The following is a 19,987-nucleotide window of genomic DNA, read 5'->3' as shown; positions in this document are numbered from 1 at the left end:
CGATGAGCGAACGCGACACGAACCCGGCGGCGATCGCCCGGCGGCCGAGCCATGCGGGCCGGCGGGTGCTGGTGACGGGGGCCGGCCGCGGCATCGGGCGGGCCATCGCGGAAGGCTTCGCGGCGCGCGGCGCCGCGGTCGGCGTGGCGGACGTGAACCGCGAGGACGTCGCCGAGACCGTGCGGGCGATCGAGGTGGCGGGCGGGCGGGCGCTGGCGCTCCTCCTCGACGTCGCCGACTATGCCGAGGTCGAGACCCGGCTCGCGGAGGCCGCGCTCGCGCTGGAGGGCCCCTTCGACACGGTGATCAACAACGCCGGCATCTCGCCCAAGCACGACGGCGTGGCCCACAAGGTCTGGGAGATGGACCCGGCCGAGTGGAGCCGGGTGATCGCCGTCAACCTCTCGGGCTGCTTCCACACCGTGCGGGCGCTGAGCCCCGCCATGCGGGAGGCGGGGCGCGGCTGGATCGTCAACCTGTCGTCGGTGGCCGGCAAGACCTACTCGCCGATCGTGGCCTGCCACTACGCGGCCTCCAAGGCCGCCCTGATCGGCCTCACCAAGCACCTCGCGGCGGAACTCGGGCCCTTCGGTATCCGGGTCAACGCCATCGCGCCCGGCCGCATCGAGACGCCGATGGTGCGGGGCGTGGGCGAGGCGGTGAACGCCGAGCAGGCCCGCCTCACGCCCATGCAGCGCCTCGGCCAGCCGGAAGAAGTCGCCGACCTCGCCCTCTATCTCACCTCCGCCGAGGCGAGCTTCGTCACGGGCCAGACCGTCGACGTCGCCGGCGGCCTCTACATGACCTGAGTCCCGCATGCGCGCGATCACCGGCACCACCCGGGTCTACGGCATCCTGGCCGACCCGATCTACCACGTGAAGACGCCCGAGGTGATGAACGCCCTGTTCGCGCGGGCCGGCGTCGACGGCGTGCTGGTGCCCTTCCACGTGGCGCCGGACGGCCTCGCGGCGGCGGTCGAGGGCCTGCGCCGGATGCACAACTTCGGCGGCTTCATCGCCACCGTGCCGCACAAGACCGCGATGCTCGACCTCTGTGACGAGGTCTCGCCCGACGCGCGCGGCGTCGGTGCCGTCAACTGCGTGCGCCGCGACCCGGACGGGCGGATGATCGGCACCATGCTCGACGGCCTCGGCTTCGTGGCGGCCCTGCGCGCCTCGGGCGAGGACCCGGCGGGCAAGCGCGTCTGCCTCGCGGGCGCGGGAGGGGCTGCGAGCGCCATCGCCTTCGCGCTGGCGGGCGCCGGTATCGCGCATCTCACGGTGGTCAACCGCACGCCCGCCCGCACCGACGGGCTGCTCGCGCGCCTCGCCGTCGCCTACCCGGGCCTCTCGCTCGCCACCGACCCGGGCGGGGGCACGCATGACATTCTCGTGAACGGCACCTCGCTCGGCATGCGCGCCGACGACCCCCTCCCCCTCGACCCGGCGCTCCTCGCCGCGCGTCCCTTCGTGGCCGAGGCGATCATGGAGCCCGAGATCACGCCGCTCCTCGCCGCGGCGGAGGCGGCGGGCTGCCGGGTGCAGCGCGGGCGGCCGATGCTGGACTGCCAGATCGTCCTGATGGCGCAGCACATGGGGGCGCTGCAACCGCAGGTGCTGAACGAGGGCGCCGCGCGGTGACCGAGACCTTCGACTACGTCATCGTCGGCGGCGGCACGGCGGGCTGCGTGCTCGCCGACCGGCTCAGCGCGGCGGGCAACCGCTCGGTGCTGATGCTGGAGGCGGGCGGACGCGCGCGCCACCCCTGGATCACGATACCGGCCGGGTTCAGCAAGCTCCTCACCAACCCGGCCTACAACTGGCGCTTCCGGACCGAGCCCGAGGAGGCGACCGGGGGCCGGGTGATCGCGGTGCCGCGGGGCAAGGGGCTCGGCGGCTCCACGCTCATCAACGGCATGATCTACGTCCGCGGGCAGCCGCAGGATTACGACCAATGGGCGCAGGCCGGCTGCACCGGCTGGGGTTTCGAGGACGTCCTCCCGTATTTCCGCCGGATCGAGGATTTTGCCGGACCGGCCGATCCGCTGCGCGCCCGCGGCGGTCCCCTGCCGATCGTCGAGGTGGCCGAGCGGCCCGCCCTCGCCGAGGCCTTCATCGCGGCGGCCGAGGCCGCCGGCTACCCGCGCAACCCCGACTACAACGGGCCGAGCCAGGACGGCTTCGGCTACTACCAGGTGAACCAGCGCGGCGGCCGGCGCGTGAGCGCGGCGGACGCCTATCTGGCGCCGGCCCTGCGCCGCCCGAACCTCGCGGTGCGCACGGACGCGCACGTGCTGCGCCTGACCTTCGAGGGCGACCGTGCGACCGGCGTGGTGGCCCGCATCGGCGGCGAGGAGCGGTCCTTTTCGGCCCGCGCGGAGGTGATCCTGGCGGCGGGCGCCGCCCAGACGCCGCAGCTCCTCGAACTCTCCGGCATCGGCGACCCGGCGATCCTGTCCTCGCTCGGGATCCCGGTGCGGCACGCGGCGCCCGGCGTCGGGGCGAACTACATCGACCATTACTGCACCCGCATGAACTGGCGGGTGAAGCAGCCGGTGACGCTCAACGAGGCGACCCGGGGCTATCGCCTCGCGCTCGCCGTGGCGCAGTACGCGGCGACGCGCCGGGGCATCCTGACGCTCGGCACCGGTCTCGCCCACGGCTTCGTGCGCACGCGGCCGGGCTTGGCGGGGCCGGACGTGCAGTACTTCTTCATGCACGCGAGCTACGCCAACGCGGCCGAGCGCAAGCTCGACACCGAGCCCGGCATGACGGTCGGCGTGACGCAGCTGCGGCCGCAATCCCGCGGCAGCATCCACGCCGCCTCGCCCGATCCCCTGACGCCGCCGGTGATCCGCCCGAACTTCCTCGCCACCGAGGAGGACCGGCGCGCGATGGTCGAGGGCATGAAGATCGCCCGGCACATCGTCGCGCAGGCGCCGATGGACCCCTTCCGGGCGCACGAGCTCAACCCCGGCCCGGATTGCCGCACCGACGCCGACTGGCTCGCCTTCGCCCGCCGCGACGGCCAGACGATCTACCACATCTGCGGCACCTGCCGGATGGGGCGGGACGAGCGTGCGGTCACCGATCCGGAGCTGCGGGTGCGCGGCCTGCGCGGCCTGCGGGTGGCCGACGCCTCGATCATGCCGGACATCGTCTCGGGCAACACCCAGGCGGCGGTGTTCATGATCGCCGAGAAGGCGGCGGATCTGATCAAGGCGGCGTGAGCGGACGGTGACGGGACATCCGTCCCGACCGCGGCCGGTCGCGCAGGAGGCTACTCGTCCGTGCGCAGGGCCTGCCCGGTATCGATCGGCAGGGTACGGAACTGCTTCAGCTCCTCCCCGCCCGGCAGCGAGCGCACGTCCCAGCCGCCGCCGATGGCGCGGATCAGCGAGACCGCGTTGGTGAAGCGGTTGAGCAGGATCTGCAGCGCCGAGACCTCGTTGTTGAGCGCGATCGCCTGGGCGGTGACCACCGTGGTGTAGTTCTGGGTGCCGGCCCGGTACTCGTTCAGCGCGATCTCGACCGCGCGGCGGGAGGATTGCACGGCGAGGTCCTGCGCCCCGGCCTGCCGGGCGAGGATGCGCTGGCCGGAGAGCCCGTTCTCCACCTCCTGGAAGGCGGTCAGCACCGTCTGGCGGTAGGTGGCGACGTTGGCGTCGTAGCCCGCCCGCGCCGCCTGGAGCACCGCCGCGCGGGCGCCGCCGTCGAACAGCGCCTGGTTGCCGTTCGCCGCCACCGACCAGAAGGTGTTGGCGGCCGAGAAGAAGTTGCGCGCCGGATCCCCCGTGATGCCGCCGTTCGCCGAGAGCGTGACCGTGGGGTAGAAGGCCGCCACCGCGACGCCGATCTGCTCGCTCTGCGCCTGCACGGCCCGCTCGGCCTGGGCGATGTCGGGGCGCCGCTCCAGCAGGTCCGAGGGCAGGCTCACCGGCACGGCGGGCGGGCGCGGGCTGAGGCCGGCGCGCGGCAGCGAGACCTCGGCGGGCGGGCGCCCGATCAGGGTGGCGATGGCGTGCTCCAGGGCGGCGCGCTGGAGCCCCACCGCGATGGCCTGGGCCTGCGTGGTCTGCAGCTGGGTCTGCGCCGTGATCACGTCAGAGCGGGCGGCGACGCCCGCCGCGTACTGGTTCTCCGTGATGGCGAGGGAGCGCTGGTAGGCCTGCACCGTTTGGTCGAGGAGGCGCTGCAGCGAATCCTGGTAGCGGAGCTGGAAGTAGGCGCTGGCGAGTTCGGCCTGGTTGGCGAGGCGCACCGCCGCGATCTCGGCCGCGCTCGCCTGCGCGGCGGCGACGTCGCTCTCGATGGTGCGGCGGATGCGGCCGAACAGGTCGAGTTCCCAGGTCGCCGAGCCCTGGAGCGTGAGGGTCGTGCGCTCGATCCCGAGGTTGCGCGAGCGGCTGATGCTCGGCGCGCCGATCACCGTCGGGAAGAGCTGGGCGCGGGATTCCTGCACCAGGGCCCGGGCCTGCCGGTAGGCCGCCACCGCCGCGCGCAGGTTCTGGTTGTCGACGTCCACGAGGCGGATCAGCCGGTCGAGGCCGGGATCGCGGAAGACGCGCCACCAGTCGCCGCGGTCGGCCTCGTCGCGGGGCCGCGCCGGGCGCCAGTGGCGCCCCGGCATCGCGGTGGCGGGCGCACCGCCCTCCTTGTAGGCGAGCGGCGTCTCGACCGAGGGCCGCGAATAGTCGGGGCCGACGAGGCAGCCGGCGAGCCACACAGGCACCAGCCCGGCCGCGCCGAGGCGGACCCACCGCACGCGGGCCTCCCTCATTCGCCGGCCGGCAGCGGCACGGCCCCGCCGGACCGGCGGCGGCTCACCCGCAGGCGCAGGCGGTCCAGCACGAGGTAGACGACGGGAGTGGTGTAGAGGGTCAGCACTTGGCTCACGGTGAGGCCGCCCACGATGGCGATGCCGAGCGGACGGCGCAGCTCCGATCCCTCGCCGCCGTCGAGAATCAGCGGCAGAGCCCCGAGCAGCGCCGCGAGCGTTGTCATCAGGATCGGGCGGAAGCGCAAGAGGCAGGCCTCGGTGATCGCCTCGCGGGGGGCGACGCCCCGGCTGCGCTGCGCGTCGAGCGCGAAGTCGATCATCATGATGGCGTTCTTCTTCACGATGCCGATGAGGAGGAAGATGCCGATCATCGCGATGACGCCGAACTCCTCGCCCGCCAGCATCAGGGCGAGCACGGCGCCGATGCCCGCCGAGGGCAGCGTCGACAGGATCGTGATCGGGTGGACGTAGCTCTCGTACAGGATGCCGAGCACCGCGTAGACCGCGAGCAGCGCGGCGAGGATCAGCAGCGGCTGGCGCGAGGACGAGGCCTGGAAGGTCTTGGCGAGGCCGCCGAACTCGCCGTGGATGGTGGCCGGCATGCGCAGGTCGCGCATGTGCCGCTCGATCGCGGCGGTGGCGTCGCCGAGCGTCCTGCCCGGCGGCAGGTTGAACGAGACGGTGGTGGCGACGAACAGGCCCTGGTGGCTCACCTGCACCGGGGCGGTGCCGGTTTCGAAGCGCGAGAAGGCGGAGAGCGGCACCATCGTCTCCTTGGCGCTGCTCACCGCCGCCGCCGAGGAGGCGCCGGCCCGGCCCGCGATGGCGTTGGTGGCGGCGTTGCGGGCCGAATCGGTGGCGACCGCGGTCGCGGCGGCGGCCGGATCGGTCTGGGCCGCCTGCGCACCCGCCACCGTGCCGGCGACCGCGTTGGTGGAGGCCGAGCCGCGCGCCCGCGCGCCGGAGGTCGAGACGTAGATCTGCTTGAGGGTCTCGGGGTTGCCGAGGTAGCGCGGGGCGATCTCCATCACCACGCGGTACTGGTTGAGCGCGTTGTAGATGGTCGAGACGGCGCGCTGGCCGAAGGCGTCGTAGAGGGTGTTGTCGATCAGATCCGGGGTCAGCCCGTACCGGTAGGCGGTGGGCCGGTCGATCACGAGGCGGCTCTCCAGCCCGCCCTGCTGCTGGTCGGAATTGACGTCCGCGAAGGTCGGATCCTTCTGCATCGCCTCCACGAGCTTCGGCGCCCAGGTGTAGAGGTCCTCGGCGGTGTCGCCCTGCAGCGTGTACTGGTACTGCGCGAAGCTCTGGCGCCCGCCGACGTTGAAGTCCTGGCGCGCGAACAGGTAGAGCCGCGCCCCCGGGATGCCGGCGAGCTTCGGGCGCAGGCGCGCCATCACGGCGGAGATCGGGTCGCGCTGGCCGAGCGGCTTGAGGCCGACGAAGACGTTCGCGGAGTTGGTGCCGCGCCCGCCCGTGAAGCCCACCACGCTCTCCACCGCCGGGTCGGCCCGGACGATCTCGGTCGCCTCCTTCAGCTTGGCGCTCATCGCCTGGAAGGAGATGCGCTGGTCGGCCTGGACGCCGCCGATCATCTGGCCGGTGTCCTGCTGCGGGAAGAAGCCCTTGGGCACGATGACGTAGAGGTAGACGTTGAGCCCGATGGTGGCGAACAGCACCAGCATCACCACGCCGCCGTGGCGCAGCGCCCAGGCGAGGCTGTGGCGGTAGCCGGCCAGGATCCCCTCGAAGCCGGCCTCCAGGCCGCGCGCCAGCAGGCCGGGCCGCCGCCCGTGCGGTTCGGGCGTGAGCAGCCGCGCGCACATCATCGGCGTGGTGGTGAGCGACAGCACGAGCGAGATCAGGATCGCCAGCGACAGCACCACGGCGAATTCCTGGAAGAAGCGCCCGACGATGCCGCCCATGAGCAGGATCGGCATGAACACCGCGACGAGCGACAGGCTCATCGACAGCACCGTGAAGCCGACCTCCCGGGCGCCGAGCAGCGCCGCCTCCAGCCGCGGGCGGCCCGCCTCGATGTGGCGCTGGATGTTCTCCAGCACGACGATGGCGTCGTCGACCACGAAGCCCGCCGCGATGATCAGGGCCATCAGCGAGATGTTGTCGAGGCTGTAGTCGCAGAGATACATCGCCGCGAAGGTGCCCACGAGCGAGATCGGCACCGCCACGGCCGGGATCAGCGTCGCGCGGGCCGAGCGCAGGAACACGAACACCACCAGGATCACGAGGCCGACCGAGATCAGCAGCGTGCGCTCGGCCTCCGCCAGCGAGGCCCGGATGGTGAGGCTGCGGTCGCCCGTGACCACGATGTCGATGTCGCCCGGCAGCGCGGCCTTGATCTGGGGCAGCGCCGCCTTGAGGCGGTCGACGGTCTCGACCACGTTGCCGCCCGGCTGCTTGTAGACGATGAGCAGCACGCCCGGCTGGCCGTTGACGAGGCCGAGGTTGCGCCGGTCCTCGACCCCGTCGACCACCCGGCCGACGTCGCGCAGGCGCACGGCGGCGCCGTTGCGGTAGGCCACCACGATGTCGCGGTAATCGGCCGCCACCCGGCCCTGGTCGTTGGCGTAGAGCTGGTAGCGCCGCGCGTCGGTCTCGATCGCCCCCTTGGGCGAGTTCGCGTTGGCGCCCGCGATGGCGGCGCGGATGCCCTCGAGCCCGATGCCGTAGTGGAACAGGGCGCCGGGTTCGAGTTCGACCCGCACCGCCGGCAGCGACGAACCGCTCGCCTCGACGTTGCCGATGCCTTCGAGTTGCGAGAGCTTCTGCTGCAGCACGGTGGCGGCGCTGTCGTAGAGGGCGCCGGGGCTGAGCGTCTTCGAGGTCAGGCCGATGATCAGGATCGGCGCGTCGGCCGGGTTGAACTTGCGGTAGGTCGGGTTCTGGCGCAGCGCCGTCGGCAGGTCGGCGCGCGCCGCGTTGATGGCCGCCTGCACGTCGCGGGCCGCGCCGTTGATGTCCCGGTTGAGGCCGAAGACCAGCACGATCCGGGTCTGCCCGGTGGAGCTCGTGGAGGTCATCTGGTCGACATCGGCGATCTGGCCGAGGCGCCGCTCCAGCGGGGCGGCCACCGTCGCGGCCATCGTCTCGGGGCTCGCGCCCGCCATCTGCGCCTGGACCAGGATGGTCGGGAAATCCACCTGCGGCAGCGGCGCCACCGGCAGCTGCACGAAGGCGAACAGGCCGGCCAGGAGCACGCCCAGCGTGAGCAGCGTGGTGGCGACCGGGCGCAGGATGAAGGGGGCGGAGAGGTTCACCCCGCCCTCCCGGCGCGCATCCGCGCCGCGTCCGCTCGGCCGGCACGCCTCACGGCACCGCCTCGCCGCGGGCGAGCCCGCCGCGCCGCCGGCCGCTCAGGCGGCGGGCGAGGCGGTCGAAGGCGAGATAGATCACCGGGGTCGTGTAGAGGGTCAGCACCTGGCTGACGATCAGGCCGCCCGCGATCGACACGCCGAGCGGCTGGCGCAGCTCCGAGCCGGTGCCGGTCCCGAAGATCATTGGCACCGCCGCGAACAGGGCCGCGAAGGTCGTCATCATGATCGGGCGGAAGCGCAGCAGGCAGGCCTGGTAGATCGCCTCGCGCGGGGTCATGCCCTCCTCGCGCTCCGCCTGGAGCGCGAAGTCGATCATCATGATGGCGTTCTTCTTCACAATGCCGATCAAGAGCACGATGCCGATGATGCCGATGATGTCGAGGTCGTGCCCGAACAGCATCAAGCCGGCGAGCGCCCCGATGCCGGCGGAGGGCAGCGTCGAGAGGATCGTGACCGGGTGGATGAAGCTCTCGTAGAGCACGCCGAGCACGATGTAGACCGTGACGATCGCGGCGAGCACGAGGAACAGGGTGTTGCGCAGCGAGGCCTCGAAGGCGAGCGCCGAGCCCTGGAAGACGAGCTGGAAGCTCTCGGGCAGGCCGATCTCGGCCTTGGCCGCCTGGATCGCCGCCACGGCGGGCCCGAGCGAGGCGCCCGGCGCGAGGTTGAACGAGATCGTGGTGGCGGGGAACTGGCCGAGATGGCTGATGAGCAGCGGCGCGCGCCGCTCGCTCACCTGGGCGATGGCCGAGAGCGGCACCTGCCCGTTCTGCGCCGTCGCGGAGGGCAGGTAGATCCGGTCCAGCGAGCGCAGCGAGCGGTGCAGGTCGGGATCGGCCTCCAGGATCACCCGGTACTGGTTCGACTGGGTGAAGATGGTCGAGATGATGCGCTGCCCGAAGGCGTCGTAGAGGGCGTTGTCGACGGAGGCGGGCGTGATGCCGTAGCGGCCCGCCGTCGCCCGGTCGATGGTGATGTAGGCCGCCAGCCCGTCCGCCTGCCGGTCGCTCGCCACGTCCGCGAGGTCCGGGATCCGGCGCAGGCGGTCGACGAAGCGCGGCACCCAGGCGTCGAAGGCGGCGGGATCCGGGTTCTCCAGGATGAACTGGTACTGCGTCGGGCTCACCGCCGTGTCGATGCTGAGGTCCTGCACCGGCTGCATGTAGAGGGTGATGCCCGACACCGATGCGGTGCGGGCCGAGAGGCGCCGGATGATCTCGCTCGCCGACTGCGCGCGCTCCTCGCGCGGGCGCAGGTTGATGAGGAAGCGCCCCGAATTGAGCGTCACGTTCTGCCCGTCGACGCCGATGAAGGAGGACAGGCTCACCACGTCCGGGTCCTTCAGGATCTCCTCGGCGAGGCGCTGCTGGCGCTCGGCCATCGCCGCGTAGGAGACGGTCTGGTCGGCCTGCGACACGCCCTGGATCACGCCCGTGTCCTGCACGGGGAAGAAGCCCTTCGGGATCACCCCATAGAGGTAGCCGGTGAGCACGAGGGTGCCGATCGCCACCAGCAGCGTAAGGGTCTGGGCGCGCAGCACCCCGCGCAGCGTCCAGGCGTAGAAGGCGATGCCGCCCTCCGTCAGGCGCCGGCCCGCGCGGGCGAGGCGGCCCTCCCGCCGGGCGCGGGCCGGCTCGTGGCGCAGGAGCCGCGCGCAGAGCATCGGCACCAGGGTCAGCGACACGATGCCGGAGATCACGATCGTCGCCGCGAGCGTGATGGCGAATTCGTGAAAGAGCCGCCCGACCACCTCGCCCATGAACAGGAGCGGGATCAGCACCGCCAGCAGCGAGACGGTGAGCGAGATGATGGTGAAGCCGATCTCCTGGCTGCCCTTGAGGGCGGCCTCGAGCGGTGATTCACCCTCCTCCACGTGGCGGGCGATGTTCTCGATCACCACGATGGCGTCGTCGACCACGAAGCCGGTGGCGATGGTCAGCGCCATCAGCGAGAGGTTGTCGAGGGAGAAGTCCCACAGGTCCATGATCGCCAGCGCCCCGACGAGGGAGAGCGGCACCGACAGGCTCGGGATCAGGGTCGCGGGCAGCGAGCGCAGGAAGACGAAGATCACCCCGACCACGAGCGCGATGGCGAGCAGCAGCTCGACCTGCACGTCGTGCACCGAGGCGCGGATGGTCACCGTGCGATCGGTGAGCGGGGTGACCTCGATGGCGGCGGGCAGCGTCGCCTGGAGCTGCGGCAGCAGCGCCTTGATGCGGTCGACCACCGCGATGACGTTGGCGCCCGGCTGGCGCTGGATGTTGAGGATGACCGCGGGCGTCGTGTCCATCCAGGCGCCGAGCTTGGTGTTCTCAGGCCCGTCGATCACGTCCGCCACCGCCGAGAGGCGCACGGGCGCGCCGTTGCGGTAGGCGATGATCGCGTCCCGGTAGGCGGAGGGGTCGCGGATCTGGTCGTTGGCGTTGATGGCGAAGGATTGCGTCGGCCCGTCGATGGTGCCCTTCGGGGTGTTGACGTTCAGGTTGGCGATGGTGGTGCGCAGGTCGTCGATGTTGAGGCCGTAGCCCGCCAGCGCGCTGGCGTTGAAGCGCACCCGCACGGCCGGGCGCTGCCCGCCCGCCATCGTGACGAGGCCGACGCCCGACACCTGGCTGATCTTCTGCGCGAGGCGGGTCTCGGCGAGGTCGCGCACCTGGGTCAGTGCCAGCGTCTTCGAGGTGAGCGCGAGCGTCAGGATCGGCGCGTCGGCCGGATTGACCTTGGCGTAGACCGGCGGGGCCGGCAGGTCGCTCGGCAGCAGGTTGCCGGCCGCGTTGATCGCCGCCTGCACCTCCTGCGTGGCGACGTCGAGGGAGAGGTCGAGGTTGAACTGGAGCGTGATGACCGAGGCGCCTGCCGAGGATTGCGAGGTCATCTGGTTGAGGTTGGCGAGCTGCCCGAACTGCCGCTCCAGCGGCGCCGTCACCGCCGAGGTCATCACCTCGGGGCTGGCGCCGGGATAGAAGGTCTGGACCTGGATCGTCGGGTAGTCGACGGCCGGCAGCGCCGAGAGCGGCAGGTTGAAGTAGGACAGGATGCCGGTGAGCAGGATCGCCAGCATCGTGAGCGTGGTGGCGACCGGCCGCAGGATGAACAGGCGCGACGGATTCATGCCGGCGGTCCTCCCTCCGCCGCACGCGCTGCGGGTCCGGACGGCAGATCGCGCCGCACGGCCAGCCTCACGGGGCTTGCTGCGGCCGGCGTCGGCGCGGTCGCTCGCCCTCGGGCGCCGGCTCGGCCTCGGCACGCGGGGCTTGCGGCGCCGCAGCGGCCGGCTCGGCCGGGGGCTTGCGCGGCTCGCCCTCGCCGGTCACCCGCACCTCGGCCCCGTCGCGCAGGCGGTCGGTGCCGTCGACCACCACCCGGTCGCCGACCGCGAGGCCGGCGGTCACCACCGTGCGGCTGCCGTCGGTCTCGCCGGTGGTAATCGGGCGGACGCTGACCTTGCCGTCCTCGCCGAGCAGGTAGACGAAGGTGCCGGGGGTGCCGCGCAGGACGGCCGCCGCCGGGACGATCGGCGCGTTCGTCACCGTGTCCACGAGCAGCTTGGCGTTGACGAACTGGTTGGGAAACAGCCGCTCGTCCTTGTTCGGAAACAGGGCGCGCAGCCGCACCGTGCCGGTCGTCACGTCGATCTGGTTGTCCACCGTGTCGAGGGTGCCGATGGCGATCTCGGCGGTGTCGCTGCGGTCGAAGATGCGCACCGGCAGCTTCGCGCCCGCTCGCAGGCGGTCCATCACCCGCGCCAGCACGTCCTCCGGCAGGGTGAACAGCACCGAGATCGGCTGAAGCTGCGTCACCACCACGATCCCGGTCGAGGCCGCGGTGACGTAGTTGCCCTGGTCGATCTGGCGCAGGCCGACCCGTCCCTCCACCGGGGAGGTGATGCGGCCGTACTGGATGTTGAGCCGCTGCTGGTCGATCTGCGCCTGATCGGAGGCGACGATGCCCTCGTACTGCTTGACCGTGGCGGCCTGGGTGTCGACGTTCTGCTTGGAGATCGAGTCCTGGCGGTTCAGGGTCTGGTAGCGGGCGAGGTCGAGCCGGGCGTTCTGCAGCAGCGCCTGGTCGCGCTGAAGCTGGCCCTGGTACTGGGCGAGCAGCGCCTCGTAGGGGCGCACGTCGATCTGGGCCAGGAAGTCGCCCTTCTTGACGAGCTGCCCCTCGCGAAAGCCGATCTCGGTGAGATAGCCGCTGATCTGCGAGCGCACCGTCACGGTGGCGAGCGGCGTCACGGTGCCGAGCCCGCTGAGCACCACCGGCATGTCGCCCGCGGTCACGCTGGCCACGCCGACCGCCTGCGGCCCCTCGCCCCCGCCCCGCCGGGCACCGCGGCGTCCGCCCTCGGGCTTGGCCGCCTGCTTGGCCTCGAACCGGAAGCCCTCCGGCAGGTAGGTGCGGTAGCCCCAGACGCCGGCCGCCGCGAGCGCGAGCAGCAGGACCAGCCAGACGAAGCGGGAGCGGCGGCGGCGCGGCCCCGTCTCGACGGCCTCATCGGTCCTGATCGGCGACAGTTCGTTCATCTCGTCAATCCGGCGCCGAGGCCCCGTCGTCCCCGCGCTCCTCAACCCCGCCCGTTGTCGTTCCGTTCGGGCGGCAGTTCATCCCGTCCCATCCGCCACGGCAATGCGACGCCAGTACGGCCCACATGTTGCCTCTTGATTGCTGAACGCACACCGGCGGGTCGCGGAAAACCGCGGACGGGACGCGATGCCGCAGCGTTAAACGGTGCCGTCCTGTCGGGCGGCGCGCCGCCGGCCCGCGGGGACAAAAGACACCCGCCCGGGGAGCCCGGTCAGGGCCGCCCCTCCCAGCGCTCGCCGAGCGCCCGGTAGAAGGCCAGCACGTCGCGGTAGCTCGCATCGACCGGCGTCACCGGCAGGGCGAGGCGCAGGCCGACGCCCAGGAGGCCGGTGAGCAATCCGAGAAACAGGCAGGCGCGCAGGGACATCGAAGGAGGGCGGCGGCAAGAGCGGCGGCGAGGGCCGCGGGAGGCGGGAGGCGGGAGGCGGGAGGCGGACGTCCCGTCCTGGTGCCGGAATCGCGACCCGGCAGCAAGCGCCCGCGGCCCAGCACCCGGACGCGGTACGGCCGGGCTGGCCTTGGGCGACCGATCCGGAACGAGGGGGCGGAGTTCCAGGTCGGTGCCCGCGGCCAGCCCGGCCGCATGACCAGGAAGCTATCCGACGAGTGATGATTGTCAACAATCGTCAGTTCACACGCTGCAGCCCATGTGCGGTTTCGCACCTGCCGCCCGCGTGCTAGCGAGAAGCCCCTTGTCCCGGGGTCACAGACGAGCCAACCGCGATTCCATGAACCCGATCTTCGCCGATCTGCCCACCACGGTGTTCGAGGTGATGTCCGCTCTCGCCCGGGAGACCGGGGCGGTGAATCTCGGCCAGGGCTTCCCGGACGATCCCGGACCGGAGGACGTGCGGGCGAAGGCGGCCGAGGCGGTGATCCACGGCTGGAACCAGTACCCGCCGATGATGGGGCTGCCGGAGCTGCGCCGCGCCGTCGCTGCCCATTACGCCCATTGGCAGGGCCTCGGGGTCGATCCGGATGCCGAGGTGATGGTGACCTCGGGCGCCACCGAGGCCCTGGCGGGCGCCCTGATGGCCCTGATCGAGCCCGGCGACGAGGTGGTGCTGTTCGCGCCGCTCTACGACGCCTACCTGCCGCTGGTGCGCCGGGCGGGCGGCGTGCCGCGCTTCGTGACGCTGACCCCGCCGCATTTCCGGCTCACCGAGGCGGCGCTGGCTCAGGCCTTCTCGGACCGCACCCGGGTGGTGCTGTTCAACAACCCGCTCAACCCGGCCGCCACTGTCTTTCCCGAGGAGGATCTGGCGCTGCTCGCCGCCTTCTGCCGCCGCTTCGACGCGGTGGCGCTCTGCGACGAGGTCTGGGAGCACGTGGTCTTCGACGGGCGCCGCCACCGGCCGCTGATGGCGCTGCCGGGCATGCGCGAGCGCACGATCAAGGTCGGCTCGGCCGGGAAGATCTTCTCGCTCACGGGCTGGAAGGTCGGCTTCGTGCTGGCGGCCCCGCCCCTGATGCGGGTGCTGGCCAAGGCCCACCAGTTCCTCACCTTCACGACGCCGCCGAATCTCCAGTCGGCGGTGGCCTACGGGCTTGCCAAGGACGACGCCTATTTCGAGGGGATGCGGGCCGGGTTCGCCCGGGCCCGCGACCGCTTCGCGGCCGGCCTGTCGGAGCTGGGCTTCACCGTGCTGCCCGCGGCCGGCACCTACTTCCTCAACGTCGACATCGCGCCGCTGGGCTTTGCGGACGACGTCGCCTTCTGCGACCGGCTGGTGCGCCGCCATGGGGTCGCGGCGATCCCGGTGAGCGCCTTCTACGCGCAGGATCCGGTGCGGCACGTGGTGCGGTTCTGCTTCGCCAAGCGCGACGAGACCCTCGACGCGGCGCTCGACCGCCTGAGCGGCGTCGCCCGGGCGGCGGCGTGATGCGCCCCCGCCTTGCGGGCCGGGGATGCCGGGGCCACATGCTGACGCATGAGCACTTCGCATCCGCTTCGGAGCCCCACGATGGACTTCACCCAGACGGCCGGCGGCCGCTTCGGCGAGGCCCCGCCCTTCCGGACCGCGCGCCCGGAGGCGAGCGACGCCGAGCAGACGCTCGCGCGCCTGGAACTGATGGCGCACATCCTCGACACCGCCTTCGTGATCCCGGGCATCAACCGCCGGATCGGCCTCGATGCGGTGATGGGCCTGCTGCCGGTGGTGGGCGACGCGGTCTCGACGGCGATCTCCTCCTACATCATCTGGGAAGCGCGCCGGCTCGGTGCGCCGCGCTGGCTGATCGGCCGGATGATCGCCAACACGGCGATCGACGGCGTGGTGGGCGTGGTGCCGCTCGTCGGCGACCTGTTCGACGCCGCCTTCAAGGCCAACCGCCGCAACGTCGAGCTGCTGCGCCGCCATCTGGAGCGCAGCGGCAAGCTGAAGCCCTCGGTGATCGACGTCACGGCGACGCGGGTCGGCTGACCGTGCGGGGGGCGGCGGCATGAACGAGCGTCCGCCGCCACCCGAGTACGACGCCATCCCGCTCACCTCGCCGGCCGCCGCGCCCGTGGCGGTGCCGCTGCCCGGCATCGGCACGCGGCGGCTGTCGCCGCTCAACCGCCGCCGGCTCGCCAACTTCCGGGCGAACCGGCGCGGCTACTGGTCGTTCCTGCTCTTCCTGGCGCTGTTCGTCGTCAGCCTGTTCGCCGAGTTCATCGCCAACGACCGGCCGATCCTCGTCTCCTACAAGGGCGAGATCCTGATGCCGGTCTTCGTGGACTACCCGGAGGAGAAGTTCGGCGGCTTCCTCGCACGCACGGATTACCGCGACCCGGTGATCCGCAAGGAACTCGCGGAGAACGGCTGGGCGCTGTGGCCGCCGGTCCGCTTCTCCTACGACACCCACAACCTCGACCTGCCGGTGCCGGCGCCTGCGCCGCCGACCTGGCTGCTCACCGACGCCCAGTGCCGGGCGAGCGCCGAGAAGGTGGGCGGCTCCACCTGCCGCGACATCGAGTGGAACTGGCTCGGCACCGACGACCAGGGCCGTGACGTGGTGGCCCGGCTGATCTACGGCTTCCGCCTCTCGGTGCTGTTCGGGCTCACGCTCGCCATCATCTCGTCGGTGATCGGCGTGCTGGCCGGCGCGGTGCAGGGCTATTTCGGCGGCTGGATCGACCTCGCCTTCCAGCGGGTGATCGAGATCTGGACCGCGATCCCGTCGCTCTACCTCCTGATCATCATCTCGTCGATCATCACGCCGAGCTTCTTCGTGCTGCTCGGGATCCTGCTGCTGTTCTCCTGGGTCTCGCTCGTCGGGGTGGTGCGGGCGGAGTTCCTGCGGGCGCGCAACTTCGAGTACGTGCGGGCCGCCCGCGCGCTCGGCCTGTCGAACGCCCGCATCATGTTCAAGCACTTGCTACCCAACGCGATGGTGGCGACGCTGACCTTTCTGCCGTTCGTGCTGAACGGCTCGATCACCACGCTGACCTCCCTCGACTTCCTCGGCTTCGGGCTGCCGCCGGGCTCGCCCTCCCTCGGCGAGCTGCTGGCGCAGGGCAAGGCGAACCTGCAGGCGCCGTGGCTCGGGCTGACCGGCTTCGCGGTGATCGCCGTGATGCTGAGCCTGCTGATCTTCGCCGGCGAGGCGGTGCGCGACGCATTCGATCCGCGCAAGACCTTCGCCTGAGCACCTGCGCCTGAACACCTTCGCCTGAACACCTGCGCCCGAGGGCGCCCCCTCACGCCACCTGCACCACGAGCCCGTCGCGGATCGTCACCCGCCGGTCCATCCGGGCGGCGAGGTCGAAATTGTGGGTGGCGATCAGCGCCGCCACCCCTGAGGCCCGCACCAGCGAGACCAGGATGGCGAAGACGTGCGCGGCGGTCTGGGGGTCGAGGTTGCCGGTCGGCTCGTCGGCGAGCAGCAGGCGCGGCCCGTTGGCGACCGCGCGCGCGATGGCGACGCGCTGCTGCTCGCCGCCCGACAGCTCGGCCGGACGATGCGACAGGCGGTCCTTGAGACCCAGGAAGGTCAGGAGTTCGGCCGCCCGCGAGCGCGCCTCGGCGGCGGCGAGGCCGCGGATCAGCTGGGGCAGCACCACGTTCTCCAGGGCGGAGAATTCGGGCAGCAGATGGTGGGCCTGGTAGACGAAGCCCATCTCCTCCCGGCGCATCCGCGTACGGGCGGCATCGTCCATGCGGGCGCTGGGCTGGCCGCCGACATAGACCTCGCCGCCGTCCGGCCGCTCCAGCAGACCCGCCACGTGCAGGAGCGTCGACTTGCCGGTGCCGGAGGGCGCAACGAGCGCCACGATCTCGCCGGGCCAGATCGCGAGGTCGGCCCCGCGCAGGATGTCGAGGCTGCCCTCCGCCTGGCGGTAGCGGCGCTCGACGCGGGAGAGAAAGAGGGCCGGGACCGGCTGCTGGGGCTGGGAGGCGTCCATGCCGGTGCTCACCCGTGCGGCGCGCGAGCGCGCGGCGGGAGGAGGGCGGAGGCGAGGGCGCAAAACGGCATCGGACGCAACACACCAGCGCGGGCGGAGGCCGCCGCGCGTTCGAAGGACAGGGACGGCCTCAGCCGTAGCGCAGGGCCTGCACCGGGTCGAGCCGGGCCGCGCGCCAGGACGGGTAGAGGGTGGCGAGGAGCGACAGGACCAGGGACATCAGCACCACCGCCGCCACCTCGCCCGGATTGATCTCCGAGGGGATCTCCGAGAGGAAGCGCACGGTGGGGTCCCACACGCCCGGCAGCAGCGTGCGCTGGATCAGCGTGATGTTGGCCGCGAACACGATGCCGAGCAGGCAGCCCACCAGGGTGCCGACGAAGCCGATCGACGCCCCCGTGATGAGGAAGACCCGCATGATCGTGCCCCGGGTGGCCCCCATGGTGCGCAGGATCGCGATGTCGCTCGCCTTGTCCTTCACCAGCATGATCAAGCTCGACACGATGTTGAGCGCCGCCACCAGCACGATCAGCGTCAGGATGATGAACATGACGTTGCGCTCCACCTCCAGGGCGGAGAAGAAGGTGCGGTTGCGCTGGCGCCAGTCGGTGAGCACCACCGGCCGCTCGGCGGCGAGTTCGAGGGCGCCGCGCGCCTCGCCCACCGCGTCGGCATCGTCGATGAAGATCTCGATCACCGAGACGTCGCCGTCGCGGTTGAAGAATCCCTGCGCCTCGGCGAGCGGCATGTAGACGAAGCTCGCGTCGAACTCCGACATGCCGATCTCGAACACCGCCGCCACCGCGTAGCTCTTGATGCGCGGGGCGGTGCCGAAGGGCGTGGTGGCGCCCTTCGGGGTCGCGAGCGTGATCGTGTCGCCGGCCTGCAGACCGAGCGATTCGGCGAGGCGCCGGCCGATCGCGACGCCTGCGCCCGCATCGAAGGTGTCGAGCGACCCGCCCCGGATATTGCCCGCCACCGCCGGGATCCGCCGCAGATCCTCCGCCCGCACCCCGCGCACCAGCACGCCGGATCCGCCGTACGGGGAGGAGGCGAAGGCCTGCCCCTCCACGAGGGGCAGGGCCAGGGTCACCCCGGCCACCTTGGAGAGCCGGTCGGTCAGGTCGGCGAAGTCGGTGAGCGGCTTGTCGATCGGCGCCACGAAGATGTGGCCGTTGATGCCGACGATCTTGGAGAGGAGTTCCTTGCGGAACCCGCTCATCACCGACAGCACGATGATCAGCGTGGCGACGCCGAGCATGATGCCGAGGAAGGAGAACAGGGCGATCGCCGAGACGAAGCCCTCCTTGCGGCGGGTGCGCAGGTAGCGGCCCGCGATCGTCCACTCGAAGGGCGCGAAGGGCGCGGTGCCGGTCCGCGGGCCGGCGAGGCGGTCGCGGAGCGCCTGGATCATCGCGGGTCGCTCGGGAGGCCGGACCGGACGCCGCTCACCCCGCCCTCCCCTGCCGCAGGCGCTCGACCAGGGCCTGCGGCGCCACGCTCTCGCGCGCGCCGGTGGCGCGCCGCTTCAGCTCGATCATGCCGTCGGCCAGGCCCTTCGGGCCGACGATCACCTGCCAGGGCAGGCCGATCAGGTCGGCGCTGGCGAACTTGGCGCCCGGGCGCTCGTCGCGGTCGTCGTACAGCACCGTGAGACCGGCGGCCTCCAGCTCGCCCTGGATCGACGCGCAGGCCGCGTCGGTCGCCGCATCGCCGGTCTTGAGGTTGAGGAGCGCGACGTCGAAAGGCGCGACCGCGTCGGGCCAAACGATGCCCGCCTCGTCGTGGCTCGCCTCGATGATCGCGGCGACGAGCCGGCTCGGCCCAATGCCGTAGGAGCCCATATGCACCGGCCGCTCCTGGCCGTCCGGCCCGGTGACGCGCGCGCCCATCGGCTCGGAGTACTTGGTGCCGAAGTAGAAGATGTGGCCGACCTCGATGCCGCGCGCGGCCATCCGCTCGGCCTCCGGCACCGCCGCGAAGGCGTCGGCGTCGTGCATCTCGGAGGTGGCGGCGTAGCGCGAGGTCCAGTGGTCGACAATGCCCTGGAGCCCCGCGACGTCGTCGAAGTCGGTGCCGGCCGCGGGCACCGGGAAGTCCAGATAGGCGCGGTCGCAGAAGACCTCGCTCTCGCCGGTCTGGGCCAGGATGATGAACTCGTGGCTGAGGTCGCCGCCGATCGGCCCGGTCTCGGCCCGCATCGGGATCGCCTTGAGGCCGAGCCGCGCGAAGGTGCGCAGATAGGCCACGAACATCTTGTTGTAGGCGTGCCGGGCGCCGGCTTGGTCGAGGTCGAAGGAATAGGCGTCCTTCATCAGGAACTCGCGCGAGCGCATGGTGCCGAAGCGCGGGCGCACCTCGTCGCGGAACTTCCATTGGATCTGGTAGAGGTTCTTCGGCAGGTCCTTGTAGGAGCGGATGGCGGCGCGGAAGATCTCCGTCACCATCTCCTCGTTGGTGGGCCCGAACAGCATCTCGCGTTCGTGCCGGTCGCGGATGCGCAGCATCTCCTTGCCGTAGGCCTCGTAGCGCCCCGACTCGCGCCAGAGTTCGGCCGACTGGATCGTCGGCATCAGGATCTCGACCGCGCCGCTGCGGTCCTGCTCGGCGCGGATCACCGCGCAGACCCGGTTGAGGACGGCTAAGCCGAGCGGCAGCCACGCGTAGATGCCGGCGGATTCCTGCCGGATCATGCCGGCGCGCAGCATCAGCCGGTGCGAGACGATCTCGGCCTCCTTGGGCGTCTCGCGCAGGATGGGCAGGAAGTATCGGCTGAGACGCATGCGGGACCTTGACGCCGGGGTGGAGCGCGCGGAGCGAGGCGGGCGCGGCGACTCGCCCGGGCACACAACACATTGCCCCGGCAAAAGACAAGCGCCAGGGCGCGCAACCGGACCCGGA

General features: G+C 71.7%; 14 protein-coding genes. 6 read left to right on the top strand and 8 right to left on the bottom strand.

All coding sequences use genetic code 11. The features are described 5' to 3' along the window. The first annotated feature begins 2 nt into the window (after positions 1-2). Genes fabG through MFF61_RS24670 form a run of 3 tightly spaced genes read left to right on the top strand, consistent with a single transcriptional unit; the run spans position 3 to position 3,230 of the window. The gene (gene fabG / locus MFF61_RS24680) at positions 3-809 is read left to right on the top strand and encodes a 3-oxoacyl-ACP reductase FabG (protein WP_238240250.1); all 807 of its coding nucleotides are present in this window, start codon (positions 3-5) and stop codon (positions 807-809) included. A gap of 7 nt (positions 810-816) precedes the next feature. Further along, the gene (locus tag MFF61_RS24675) at positions 817-1,641 is read left to right on the top strand and encodes a shikimate dehydrogenase family protein (protein ID WP_238240249.1); all 825 of its coding nucleotides are present in this window, start codon (positions 817-819) and stop codon (positions 1,639-1,641) included. After that, entirely contained in the window at positions 1,638-3,230 is a 1,593-nt protein-coding gene (locus MFF61_RS24670) for a GMC family oxidoreductase (RefSeq protein ID WP_238240248.1), read from the top strand. The genes MFF61_RS24675 and MFF61_RS24670 overlap by 4 nt, the downstream gene beginning before the upstream one ends. Positions 3,231-3,280: 50 nt before the next feature. Here the strand turns inward: MFF61_RS24670 and MFF61_RS24665 are convergent, their stop codons facing one another. From MFF61_RS24665 to MFF61_RS24645, 5 genes are all read right to left on the bottom strand, one after another. Next, the gene (locus MFF61_RS24665; RefSeq protein WP_373324793.1) at positions 3,281-4,780 is read right to left on the bottom strand and encodes an efflux transporter outer membrane subunit; all 1,500 of its coding nucleotides are present in this window, start codon (positions 4,778-4,780) and stop codon (positions 3,281-3,283) included. Beyond that, positions 4,777-8,058: an efflux RND transporter permease subunit gene (locus MFF61_RS24660; protein WP_238240245.1), complete on the bottom strand. Its 3,282-nt coding sequence runs from the start codon at positions 8,056-8,058 to the stop codon at positions 4,777-4,779. The genes MFF61_RS24665 and MFF61_RS24660 overlap by 4 nt, the downstream gene beginning before the upstream one ends. A gap of 49 nt (positions 8,059-8,107) precedes the next feature. Continuing rightward, positions 8,108-11,227, bottom strand: coding sequence for a multidrug efflux RND transporter permease subunit (locus MFF61_RS24655; protein ID WP_238240244.1), 3,120 nt, complete (start codon positions 11,225-11,227; stop codon positions 8,108-8,110). A 67-nt stretch (positions 11,228-11,294) separates the two neighbouring features. Then, positions 11,295-12,638 (bottom strand): MdtA/MuxA family multidrug efflux RND transporter periplasmic adaptor subunit, encoded by a 1,344-nt coding sequence (locus tag MFF61_RS24650; RefSeq protein WP_238240243.1) that lies wholly within the window; start codon positions 12,636-12,638, stop codon positions 11,295-11,297. Positions 12,639-12,910: 272 nt separating this feature from the next. Then, a complete protein-coding gene (locus MFF61_RS24645) occupies positions 12,911-13,066 on the bottom strand; it encodes a hypothetical protein (protein ID WP_238240242.1) in 156 nt (51 codons plus the stop codon). 361 nt (positions 13,067-13,427) lie between these two features. Between MFF61_RS24645 and MFF61_RS24640 the strand changes: the two genes are divergently transcribed. From MFF61_RS24640 to MFF61_RS24630, 3 genes are all read left to right on the top strand, one after another. Then, positions 13,428-14,582 carry an aminotransferase gene (locus tag MFF61_RS24640; RefSeq protein ID WP_238240241.1) on the top strand — a complete coding sequence of 385 codons (1,155 nt, stop codon included), beginning with the start codon at positions 13,428-13,430 and terminating at the stop codon, positions 14,580-14,582. Positions 14,583-14,663: 81 nt separating this feature from the next. Beyond that, positions 14,664-15,122 carry a DUF4112 domain-containing protein gene (locus MFF61_RS24635; RefSeq protein WP_238240238.1) on the top strand — a complete coding sequence of 153 codons (459 nt, stop codon included), beginning with the start codon at positions 14,664-14,666 and terminating at the stop codon, positions 15,120-15,122. A 19-nt stretch (positions 15,123-15,141) separates the two neighbouring features. Then, entirely contained in the window at positions 15,142-16,329 is a 1,188-nt protein-coding gene (locus MFF61_RS24630; protein ID WP_238240236.1) for an ABC transporter permease, read from the top strand. A 52-nt stretch (positions 16,330-16,381) separates the two neighbouring features. Here the strand turns inward: MFF61_RS24630 and MFF61_RS24625 are convergent, their stop codons facing one another. The 3 genes from MFF61_RS24625 to proS all read right to left on the bottom strand — a co-directional run bounded on the left by MFF61_RS24625 (position 16,382) and on the right by proS (position 19,869). Continuing rightward, complete coding sequence (locus MFF61_RS24625; protein ID WP_238240234.1) at positions 16,382-17,086, bottom strand: ABC transporter ATP-binding protein; 705 nt, start codon at positions 17,084-17,086, stop codon at positions 16,382-16,384. A gap of 130 nt (positions 17,087-17,216) precedes the next feature. Next, positions 17,217-18,500, bottom strand: coding sequence for a lipoprotein-releasing ABC transporter permease subunit (locus MFF61_RS24620; protein WP_238240231.1), 1,284 nt, complete (start codon positions 18,498-18,500; stop codon positions 17,217-17,219). 34 nt (positions 18,501-18,534) lie between these two features. Beyond that, entirely contained in the window at positions 18,535-19,869 is a 1,335-nt protein-coding gene (gene proS / locus MFF61_RS24615) for a proline--tRNA ligase (RefSeq protein WP_238240228.1), read from the bottom strand. Positions 19,870-19,987 lie beyond the last annotated feature (118 nt).

Source organism: Methylobacterium isbiliense (assembly GCF_022179325.1).
GTDB lineage: Bacteria > Pseudomonadota > Alphaproteobacteria > Rhizobiales > Beijerinckiaceae > Methylobacterium > Methylobacterium isbiliense.
This window is presented reverse-complemented; position numbering and strand designations above follow the sequence as displayed.

What these genes read in the sequence shown, in the direction of transcription:
- fabG (WP_238240250.1), top strand. Translation starts at nt 3, where the DNA reads ATGAGCGAACGCGACACGAACCCGGCGGCGATCGCCCGGCGGCCGAGC.
- MFF61_RS24675 (WP_238240249.1), top strand. Translation starts at nt 817, where the DNA reads ATGCGCGCGATCACCGGCACCACCCGGGTCTACGGCATCCTGGCCGAC.
- MFF61_RS24665 (WP_373324793.1), bottom strand. Translation starts at nt 4,780, where the DNA reads ATGAGGGAGGCCCGCGTGCGGTGGGTCCGCCTCGGCGCGGCCGGGCTG.
- MFF61_RS24655 (WP_238240244.1), bottom strand. Translation starts at nt 11,227, where the DNA reads ATGAATCCGTCGCGCCTGTTCATCCTGCGGCCGGTCGCCACCACGCTC.
- MFF61_RS24650 (WP_238240243.1), bottom strand. Translation starts at nt 12,638, where the DNA reads ATGAACGAACTGTCGCCGATCAGGACCGATGAGGCCGTCGAGACGGGG.
- MFF61_RS24645 (WP_238240242.1), bottom strand. Translation starts at nt 13,066, where the DNA reads ATGTCCCTGCGCGCCTGCCTGTTTCTCGGATTGCTCACCGGCCTCCTG.
- MFF61_RS24640 (WP_238240241.1), top strand. Translation starts at nt 13,428, where the DNA reads ATGAACCCGATCTTCGCCGATCTGCCCACCACGGTGTTCGAGGTGATG.
- MFF61_RS24635 (WP_238240238.1), top strand. Translation starts at nt 14,664, where the DNA reads ATGGACTTCACCCAGACGGCCGGCGGCCGCTTCGGCGAGGCCCCGCCC.
- MFF61_RS24630 (WP_238240236.1), top strand. Translation starts at nt 15,142, where the DNA reads ATGAACGAGCGTCCGCCGCCACCCGAGTACGACGCCATCCCGCTCACC.
- MFF61_RS24625 (WP_238240234.1), bottom strand. Translation starts at nt 17,086, where the DNA reads ATGGACGCCTCCCAGCCCCAGCAGCCGGTCCCGGCCCTCTTTCTCTCC.
- MFF61_RS24620 (WP_238240231.1), bottom strand. Translation starts at nt 18,500, where the DNA reads ATGATCCAGGCGCTCCGCGACCGCCTCGCCGGCCCGCGGACCGGCACC.
- proS (WP_238240228.1), bottom strand. Translation starts at nt 19,869, where the DNA reads ATGCGTCTCAGCCGATACTTCCTGCCCATCCTGCGCGAGACGCCCAAG.